This window comes from Kitasatospora sp. NPDC058218 (assembly GCF_042882445.1).
Lineage (GTDB): Bacteria > Actinomycetota > Actinomycetes > Streptomycetales > Streptomycetaceae > Kitasatospora.
The window spans coordinates 1-8,939 of the sequence record NZ_JBHVWC010000131.1; the positions used below are offsets into that span (position 1 = coordinate 1).

The 8,939-nt window shown below is 69.3% G+C and carries 6 protein-coding genes and 1 pseudogene; 3 read left to right on the plus strand and 4 right to left on the minus strand.

From position 1 onward, the window contains the following. Positions 1–145: 145 nt before the first annotated feature. The 3 genes and pseudogenes from ACFVYI_RS41840 to ACFVYI_RS41850 all read left to right on the plus strand — a co-directional run. Positions 146–1,609 (plus strand): DUF2971 domain-containing protein, encoded by a 1,464-nt coding sequence (locus tag ACFVYI_RS41840; RefSeq protein ID WP_387895245.1) that lies wholly within the window; start codon positions 146–148, stop codon positions 1,607–1,609. Positions 1,610–2,747: 1,138 nt separating this feature from the next. After that, positions 2,748–3,344, plus strand: a complete 597-nt coding sequence (locus ACFVYI_RS41845) for a winged helix-turn-helix domain-containing protein (RefSeq protein ID WP_387895247.1) — start codon at positions 2,748–2,750, stop codon at positions 3,342–3,344. Continuing rightward, positions 3,320–3,829 (plus strand): annotated as a pseudogene (locus tag ACFVYI_RS41850) (transposase); the annotation flags it as partial. The gene ACFVYI_RS41845 and the pseudogene ACFVYI_RS41850, both read left to right, overlap by 25 nt. A 274-nt stretch (positions 3,830–4,103) precedes the next feature. On the opposite strand, the gene ACFVYI_RS41855 reads toward ACFVYI_RS41850, so the two are convergent. From ACFVYI_RS41855 to ACFVYI_RS41870, 4 genes are all read right to left on the minus strand, one after another. Continuing rightward, on the minus strand, positions 4,104–4,346 hold the full coding sequence (locus tag ACFVYI_RS41855; protein WP_387895250.1) for a hypothetical protein: 243 nt from the start codon (positions 4,344–4,346) through the stop codon (positions 4,104–4,106). Between the two features lie 432 nt (positions 4,347–4,778). Next, positions 4,779–5,927, minus strand: a complete 1,149-nt coding sequence (locus tag ACFVYI_RS41860) for a hypothetical protein (protein WP_387895252.1) — start codon at positions 5,925–5,927, stop codon at positions 4,779–4,781. Between the two features lie 741 nt (positions 5,928–6,668). Then, on the minus strand, positions 6,669–6,941 hold the full coding sequence (locus tag ACFVYI_RS41865) for a hypothetical protein (protein ID WP_387895255.1): 273 nt from the start codon (positions 6,939–6,941) through the stop codon (positions 6,669–6,671). A gap of 103 nt (positions 6,942–7,044) precedes the next feature. Then, the gene (locus tag ACFVYI_RS41870; protein WP_387895258.1) at positions 7,045–8,643 is read right to left on the minus strand and encodes a hypothetical protein; all 1,599 of its coding nucleotides are present in this window, start codon (positions 8,641–8,643) and stop codon (positions 7,045–7,047) included. Positions 8,644–8,939 lie beyond the last annotated feature (296 nt).

Below are 8,939 nucleotides of genomic sequence, written 5' to 3' on the forward strand. Positions count from 1 at the left end.
CGACCCCAGCTCACCGGACCGTCACACCCCCAAACCATCCACAACACCCCAACCCAACAACCGACCCCCGCACCTAAAAAGACGAGCCGTCACAGGAAGGCCTGTCCCGAGGGGGGACCGCCGGTCGAGTGGCAGGAGAACTTGGATGGCCAGGTCACGGCAGATGGGGACGCTGCGGGAGCCCTTCGAGGCATTCGCCGAGCGTGCCGCCCGGAAGGCGGAGGCAGTGGAGACAGGCGACCTCTACCACTACACGAGCGCCGACGCGGTGATCACCGGGATCCTCGCCACGGGAACGCTGCGCCTGGGCCCGTACGAGTCGATGAACGACCTGTGGGAGTCCGACTCGTTCCACCCCGCCCTCAGCGTCCACGAGGACGACCAGGCCGACACCGAGACCGTCAACTGGGCCTGGAAGGAGATCGACCGCAGCATCCGGCTCCACACCAAGGTCGCCTGCCTCACCCGGGACTTCGCCTTCCCGCACGATGCCCTCGACCCCGACGCCCTGCGCGGGTGGGCGCACCTTTCACTGTGGGCCCACTACGGAGGCCGTCACAGCGGCGTCTGCCTGCGCTTCGACCGCGACAAGGTCATCGCCGCCTTCGACCGCACGGGAACCGACGACGACCTGCGGTTCCACGGGCCGGTGTCCTACAACCTCATGGACAAGGCACTCAACCGCCGGGGGTTCGACCTCGGACAGGCCAAGGCCTTCGGGGCAGACGCCCTCGCCCGCGTCTACGCTCGGGACACCGCCGAACAGCTCTTCTTCCGCAAGCACTACGACTGGTCGAACGAGAACGAGTACCGCTTGGTCCTGCTGGACCAGTCCCTCCAGCACAACAGCATCGACATCCGCGACGCGCTGACCGGCGTGGTCCTCGGCCACCACTTCCCCGCCGGCCGCCTGCCGGCGCTGCGGGAAGCCCTGCAGCAGTACCCGGACGTGGAGATCGTGCGACTGCGGCACCACACCCGCACACTGTCCCTCCTGCCCGAGCTCCCGCCACCGCCACCGCCAGCACCGTCATCCATGGCCAAGGACCCCACCACTCTCACCGACCGCATCGCTGCCCTCGACACAGCCGAGACGGCGGCCCACGCCCTCTACTTCGAGGCGTGCGACCGCTTCTCCCCCCTGATCGACCAGATCGGCGCCGGCGCGGTCCACATCGCCGCCGACCTCGACACCTGGCCCCAGACCGAGGCCACCGGCCTCGACACCCCCATCGCTGTGCCCACCGGCCAGCGCGGCCGGCGCCCCGGGGTCCCCGGAGAACGGGTCCACCTCGAACGCGGCCGACTGATCTGCACCCGGCACAAGTCAGATCCCCGGCACCTCCCGTTGCCCGACGACTACCGGCAGCTCCACGCGGCGCTCGCGTTCCAGGTCCTCGACCGGAACCGGCTTCGATTCCACGCGCACGTTGCCGTCTCAAAGCCCGGCAGCGCCCCCACCACGGAGGTGTGGCGTATCGAGCGCGAGGTAGACGTCGACAAGGCCGACAAGGCCTTGTCCGAGCTCCTCGCCGAACTGCACGACGCCGCCCTCGCCACCCGCTCAGCGTTCGACGCCAGCCGCGGCCTGGCCGAGGAAACCGGCTGACAGTCTGCTGGCGCAGTAGGGCGGCTGACGAAGCGTCTCGACTGGAAGACCCGCCCGTGAGCTCCAACACCTTCGAGATGCCGGAGCCCACGAGTGTTCGAAGCCAGCTCCTACCGGGGGAGGTGAAGCGAATGCGGTCCGGGTCTTGGACGGGACAAGAGACGAGTCGTGCCGCTCGTTGTTGCCGCCGACCACGTGCTTGCAGTTCGAGGGTTCGGAGAGCGCCGTGATGGCTTGGTTCTCCGGGCCGTCGGCTGAAGCCCGAGCGGCCTCTCCCCATCCATGACCTGGCCCCATGGAGAGGCCGCCCAGCCGACCCTGCCACAGTCCTACGGCGGCTTCTGCCCAACCTGCCACGCTGACCACCGGGGCCACGGGGTGAGGAGAAGGTTGACCCAGGTACGCCTCGGCAGGCTGACCAACTACGGAACGGGCCCCTCCCGCCCTCATGGTGGCGCGGGGCTCACTGCCGTCGGTCCTGGTCCTGCACTTTCACCTGGTCGACAGCCTCACTCAGCCCACCGCCCGAGAGGAGCCGGTTCCCTCGGTGCCGAGGAGCCGCTCGGCCGACAGCACGGTGGAGACCGCGCTGATCAACGAGTAGTCGGAGCGTACGACGGTGCCCCTCTGGGCCAGCTCAGGTCTCGGGGGGCACCGTCGTTCCCGTGCTCGGGTGGAAACCCGGTGGTCAGCTCGCCGACGTCGGTCCCTCGCCGACCTGATTCGGGCGGGTCTCCGCAGGCTGTGCCGGAGGCCGGGACGGGGACGGCAGGCTCCTCGCCGCGTCCCCTGAGCTCCCGGCCGGCGGCTGCGGGTCATCGGGCGCGGCCCCAAGCTCGTCGCCTGCGGCAGTCTGACGGAGGCGGCCACTCGACCTCTTGTCTCGAACCGCCTTGATCGTCTTGCTGCCCAGCGCCTGTACGGCGCTGGCGATCAGGGAGCCGAGGCACTCGGCGAGCACCGTGAGCAGGAAGGCAATCATCGGGCGCCCCTGCTCTGGATCGGGGTCCACAGACCAGTCGGCCCGTCGATGCGCTGCCCGTCTCGGCGCCGCAGCTCTTTACTGACGTCGGCGCTTCGAGGTGATTGGCCTGTTTGTGTAGCTGACTGACGGTCTTTTGCGCGCTATGCCGTTGGTATGCGCTATGCGGATGGGGGCGGTCTGACGCCGAAGGCACGTCAGTACCGCGAGTCGGTGCGGCTGGAGGCAGCCGTGTTGTTCGACGAAGGTGTCCCGCCGAGGGAGGTGGCCCGCAGGCTGCGGGTGACCGCGAAATCGGCCTACCAGTGGCACCAGGCCTGGCGGGAGGACGGGGCCGTGGCGCTGGCGTCACGGGGACCGGGTGGGCAGCGGTGCAAGCTGTCGGCGCGGTGCCGGGAGAAGCTGGCCGAATACCTCGAGCAGGGGCCGGCCGCGCACGGCTGGGACCAGGACCAGGTGTGGACCGGCGCGCGGGTGGCCACGCTGATCGGCCGCAAGTTCCACGTGTCCTACAGCGTCTCGGGGGCCACCCGGCTGATGCACCGGCTCGGCTTCACCCCGCAGGTCCCCGTGCGGAGGGCCGCAGAACGCGACGAACAGGCCGTGGCCGCCTGGAGAGAGGTGACCTGGGCGGAGGTAAAAGCGCCCGGGCGGCCTGCGACGGATGGCTCTGCTTCGAGGACGAGGCCGGGTTCACCCGCAGACCGCCCACCGGACGCACCTGGGGACGACGCGGCACCACACCGGTCGTGAAGGTCAGCGGCCGGGGCTCCGGCCGGATCTCGGTCGCCGGGCTGCTCGCGATGCGACCCGGCTCGCGCACCCGGCTGTGCCACCGCGTCCTGCGACACAGCGGCCGCAAGGGCGAACGCCGCAGCCTGTCCGAGCACGACTACATCGGCCTGATAGACGGGATGCACCACCTGGTCAGGGCACCAATCGTGCTGGTGTGGGACCGGCTGAACACCCACGTCTCCCACGCCATGCGAGACCTGATCAACGCGCGGGACTGGCTGACCGTGTTCGTGCTGCCCGCATACTCACCGGAGCTGAACGCGGTCGAGTACCTGTGGGCCCACGTCAAACGAAGCCTGGCAAACCTCGCAAGCGTCGCCCTCGACCGACTCGAAACCCTCGTCCGCAACCGCCTCAAGCGACTGCAGTACCGATCCGACGTCCTGGACGGCTTCCTCGCCGCGACCGGACTCTCCCTCGACCTCCCACCGCCATCACCTTGAAGCGCCGAAGTCAGTAACGGCCCGCTCGATGCGACCAGCCCGAACGGGAGAGCGACCACAGGACCAGTGGCCGCGCCCCTGCCGGCGGGACCCGTCGGCGCGGCCCCCGCCAGCGGGGGCGGCGGCGACCGCCGCTGCCCGCGTGGAGGAACCCGGGCAGGATGAGCGGAAGCATGCTCGCCGCGGCGGGGGCCACCGTCGCGGTCGAGGCCATGCGATTCCTGGCCGAGCACCTCGAACTCGTCTGGCGGTGACCAGTCCCGCCCGGGTCGACCTATCGGTGCATCGGTAGGCCGACCCGGACCGTGAATCGCCGGAGCACCGGCAGACCGTGGTCGGGAGCTTGCAGGACGGCGTCGGCGCGGACGGTGGGCTTGTGCGGGGTGAGGTGTTCGATCTCGGTGGCCCACTGCGCGATCCGGCCGACGCCGGGTCCGACGCCGGGGGCGGTGCGGTCGCCGTCCGCCTGTGCACCCGGCACCCCGCACTGCTCGACCAGTTGCGCCCCGGCCTGCACATTCTCGCGATCGGCACCTGGAAGCTCTGGCCGGAGGCGAACGAGGTCCGTCTCTGGCTGGAAGCCCACTGGCAACTCGCCTACTGGGACAGCGAGCCTGGCACTGGCGCGCCCCGCAGCATCTCCTGCCCCGACCGCTTCCCCCCGGTACCCGAACCGTCCCCACCACCCCGCGCCGCGCCGGCCCCACAGCACCCGAACCGCCGACCAGGAACGGCTGGCACGACGCCACCAGTTCTGGAGCCGGGCACGATGAGGGAACTCTTCAGCGCCCCGTCGAACCCCACAGGCCAGCGAACTCCTCGGTCGCACCTGGCCTCGCGCCCGCCCGGTCTGATCCCCACCCGGCGAGTCCGGTGTGCTGGTCGGAGCCTGGCGGCGGTCGCGGCCTCCCTTACGGTTGTCCGATGCTTCCAGACAGGCATGTTGCGGCTACGAGCCGAGCGCCGCGTCCTCGGCCTGGCGCGTGGCCCGGACCGCCTGGATCTCCTCCTGCAGAACCGACAGGGCCCGGTCCGCGTAGGCCCGGACGCTGTCCCAGGCCGCGGCGTGGTCCTTGATGGGGAAGGGGAGGCCAAGTGCGTGGTGAGCCGCGATCAGCTCGGGCCGCTGCTTGGGGTGAACGCTGGAGTTTCGCAGGTCCTGGATGTGCAGGAGGATCTCGACAGCCGCGTTGACGGCGTCCTCGTCAACGCGGGGGAGCTGGGACGCGAGCCAGTCCCCGATCCGCTTCGGAGCGAAGGGCGGCTGCGACTTTGTCTTGGGGACGTTCAAGCTTCCGAGCAACTCCGCCAGGACGATCACGCCGGTGTTGAACCCCGCCTCGTCGTCCACCGGCAGGGCCAGGCGGCAGACGCGGTCGGTCGGGAAACGCGGGACGAGCGTCCTCTGGAGTACGACCTCACAGGTGAGGTCAAGGAAGTTGAGGGTCCGCAGCAGGGCACGGGGCTCGGCGTAGTACAGGGCTGTTGGTGCCGGCGTGGGAGCGAGCTCGGCGGCGACGGCCGCCACGTAGTCGTCGAGCGTCGAGAAGTCGGCCCTGGCGAGATGGCCGAGCTCTCCGAATCCGCCGAATGAGGACGACTGGTAGGTGAAACGCAGGCCGGGCCACTCCTGGTCGGCGACGACTGCGGCGTGGTGACCGTACTTGGTGCTCACACCGGCACGCTCCAGTGTTTCGCGGAGTTGGAGAGTCAGGTTGGGCATCTCGAACGGGTGATTCGCTATCTGCTGCCTCGCCTGCGTCAGCGCACGCATGAAGGTCAGCAGTTGGTTTCCGATCGCGGCCGCCCGTTCGTCGTCAATCTGCCGCAGGCCGGCCAGTGTGAGCCCCACCGGACCGTTGTCCGGTGAGGGCCGGCCCGATCCCCACCAGGTGATCGCCTGGTAGCCACTCCCGCGCAGGTGGTGGCCGACGGCCGGAAAGCTGTGGAGAACGGTCGTGGTGTCGTGGCCGGCCTCGCGCATCTTGTAGTCGACGTAGTGGGTCATGGGGAACTTCCCGTGCTCGGCGAAGACCTCCCATACCGTGTGCAGCAGCAGGCGCTGTGCCTCGTCCGGCGGGTCGAGCAGACTGCTCACGGCGACCTCCATGGTGTGGCGTGGTGGATGTGATCATGCCCGAGGGGCCCATGGCGTGGGAGTCGTCACGGCGATTCCCGGCAGCGACCGCGCGAGCGAGTAACGGTGGTGGCCCACCACGGCGGACCCGCCCACCAGCAGGCCGGAGGGGGTGTAGCCCGGCATCCCGATGGCGCGCTCCAGTGCCGGCAGGTAGTTCCACCGGACGGCGGGGTGCGCCGAGTGCGCGTAGTGGAACAGGTCTCCGTACGGCAGCCAGGTGCCGCCGCCGATCTTCAGACACCGGCCGCCCGACGACAGGCGAGAGCCGAAGCCCGTGGCCGTCCCAACTTCCGGCGACAGGACCGAGCGCCCGGCCTACAGTGGCCACCCGATCATCTGTGCCAGGGAGGCCACCATGACCCGCTCCGCCCGCGCCAGCCGCCGCGACTCCGTGTGGGGCGTTGGCCCCACCGACTCCTCGTGGGGCATGGAGGCTGACACGATGTGGGGCACGGGCCAGGACAGCACGTGGGGCGTCCGGCCGCACTGACCAGGCACCGGAGAGCCGGCGGCGGGAGCATGGCCCAGGCCCTGGAGTCAGCGAAGCGAGTCGGCGGCCGGGCGGTGAACACGCCCGGCCGCCGGGTACGGCTTGCCTGGGCCGTGGGGGTGTACGTGCCAGGCAGTGGAGCAGGCGCAGCCGTGCGCCCTGGTCGGAGCGCTCGATCGGCTCGACGAGCGGAGCGGGCTGCGGGTACTTCAGGGAGTATCGCCCCGCCAGTCCCAACGTTGTGGATCATCGTCGCTCGGCTCGTAATGGGCACGGCCGCCGGGACCGTAGGCGCCGATCTCGGTGAGCAGCGCGGCGCCGTCGGCGAGCTGCTCACCGTCCCAGCCCGTGACATCGAGGAGGAGGCCGTCGAGCGGGCCGGCACACAGCTCCCGGTAGTCGTGGCCTGGCTGTGGCCCAGGGTCGGGGTCGTCGTAGTCCGCTCCGTACACCCGGCCTCGCATCTGCGCCTCATCGTCCATGCCGGTCAGCATCCCAGCTTGTACTGACAGGGTTCGGTGCGAGGTGTCGGCGCCCGGCGCCGGGGTTTAGGCAACGAGTGACGACCACGCTCTGAGACTGGAATCAGGTCTTGGTGTTCGTCAGGTGGGCACCGATATAGCCGACGATGATCTTCGGTGGGGAGCCGGGAATCTGGGTGGCGTCGTAGAAGTGGACGCGAGGAGCGATCGTCTTCCAGTTGTCGATCTTGAGGTGAGCCTTCATCACCACCTTCTCGGTCGGGTCGACCCAGCCGGGCACCGGGAAGATCCGTTCGCCTCCCCACCGGTCCATCGTGGCTCGCGTCTCGTTGATGGCGAGGTGCTTCGGCGACCAGATCACCGGGCTGGCGTTCGCTTCGCAGAACTGTTGAACGTGGCCGTCGAAATCGGCCTGGCTGACGTAGGAGTCGAGGAACGTCAGTCCGTTCCAGATCTTGGCTGCCCATATCCGGCTTCGCGGGTACTCGTCCAGCGCGAAGGCCTCGCCCGACTCGGCGGTGACCACCAGTCCGGCGAACTCGCCCAAGCGCTCCCACAGCTCCTCCAAGGACTGCGGGATGCTCGGGCTCTGCTCCGTCACCACGGTGTCGTTGAAGCGGCCAGCATCGCGCAGGCGTGCCCGCAGAATATCGCCTTCCTTGCGCAGCCGTTCGACCTCGTCCCAGGCCGCGATCGACTCTTCGATGTCGCGCAGCGAGACTTCCTCGGCCTCTTTGGTCTGAGTTTCGAGTGAGTCGATGGTCCGGGCGTTCAGTTCGCTGTTGCGGGCGGCTTCCTTGAGGTCGGTGTCGGCCTGGGCGAGAAGGCCGGTCAGTAGCTCTACGTCCTGGCGCAGGATGGTGAGCTCGCTGGAGGTCCGATCGGTAGCCAGCGCGGCACGACGCTCCGCCTGGTGGGCGTGGGCGGCGTCCGGGAATGCCAGGTTGCGCAGGTCGGCGGGCACTGACACGGCGGAGGCGAGTCGCTGGGCGCTGAAGCTGATGTTGCGGAAAGCGTGGTCACCGGGGGCGGTCATCCGCGCCATGGTGACGAAGCGGTGGCGGGCTCCGTCTGCTGGCCAGGCGGGGTCGGTTTCGGTCAGGAAGGTGCGTACCGCGCCGGGGGCGACGCGGTGGTGCTCGCCGATGGCTTTGCGAAAGGCGTCGACCGCGTCGGCGTCGCGCAGCAGGTAGAGGGAGGCGGCGCCGGCGCAGTGGAGCATCACCTGTTCCATTCGCCGCGACCAGGTGCTGTTCGGGTACAGCGGGCGGGCGGCAACGATGACTGGCAGGTGCCGGCCGGGGTCGCACAGGACATGGACGAGATGGTCGACGTTGGTGTCGACTTCCTGAGTCTTGAGCGTGAGCCGGGCCAGACCGTCGTTCGGGTGGAGGACTGCGACCAGGTCGCGCACGATGGCGGGGCGCATCGGGTTAACGCTCGCGCCATTGTTCGGGAACGCTTCGAGAGTCACATTGACAACCGCGGACGCGTCGTCGGGGGTAACGGCGGTGATGGTTGTGCGCCAGGTCGCGTCCGGCTCGTCCTGGCGCAGCTGCAGACGGATCGCGTGCTCGGTGCCGCTGTCGCCGTAGACAACCTGGCTGGCCAGGACGGTGCCAGGCCTGAGGACATGGTTCCCTGTCGCCAGCGGCGCGATTCCGAACTTCTTCGTCAGCCACTCGGAGGTGAGGCGGCGCACGGTAGGAAACACCTGGGCAGAGTCGGTCGCATTGAGGGTGGACCGCAGTGTGATCGGGTTCGCGGGAGGCAACGTCCGAATCCATTCTGGCAGCGAGGAGGGGCGCGCGGGAGGGGCGGCATCTCGGACATGGTCGCCAATGCCCGGCACTGCCGGAGCCACCGTACCGGCAGTGAGCGGCAGTTGTCGGCCCCGGGCTGACTAGTGCCGCATCAGGCAACCTTCGCCTCGGTGTGACATGTCGTCCGGCTACTGCGCCGGGCCGCTTCAAGCAGTCAGAATGATCACGTGGCTGA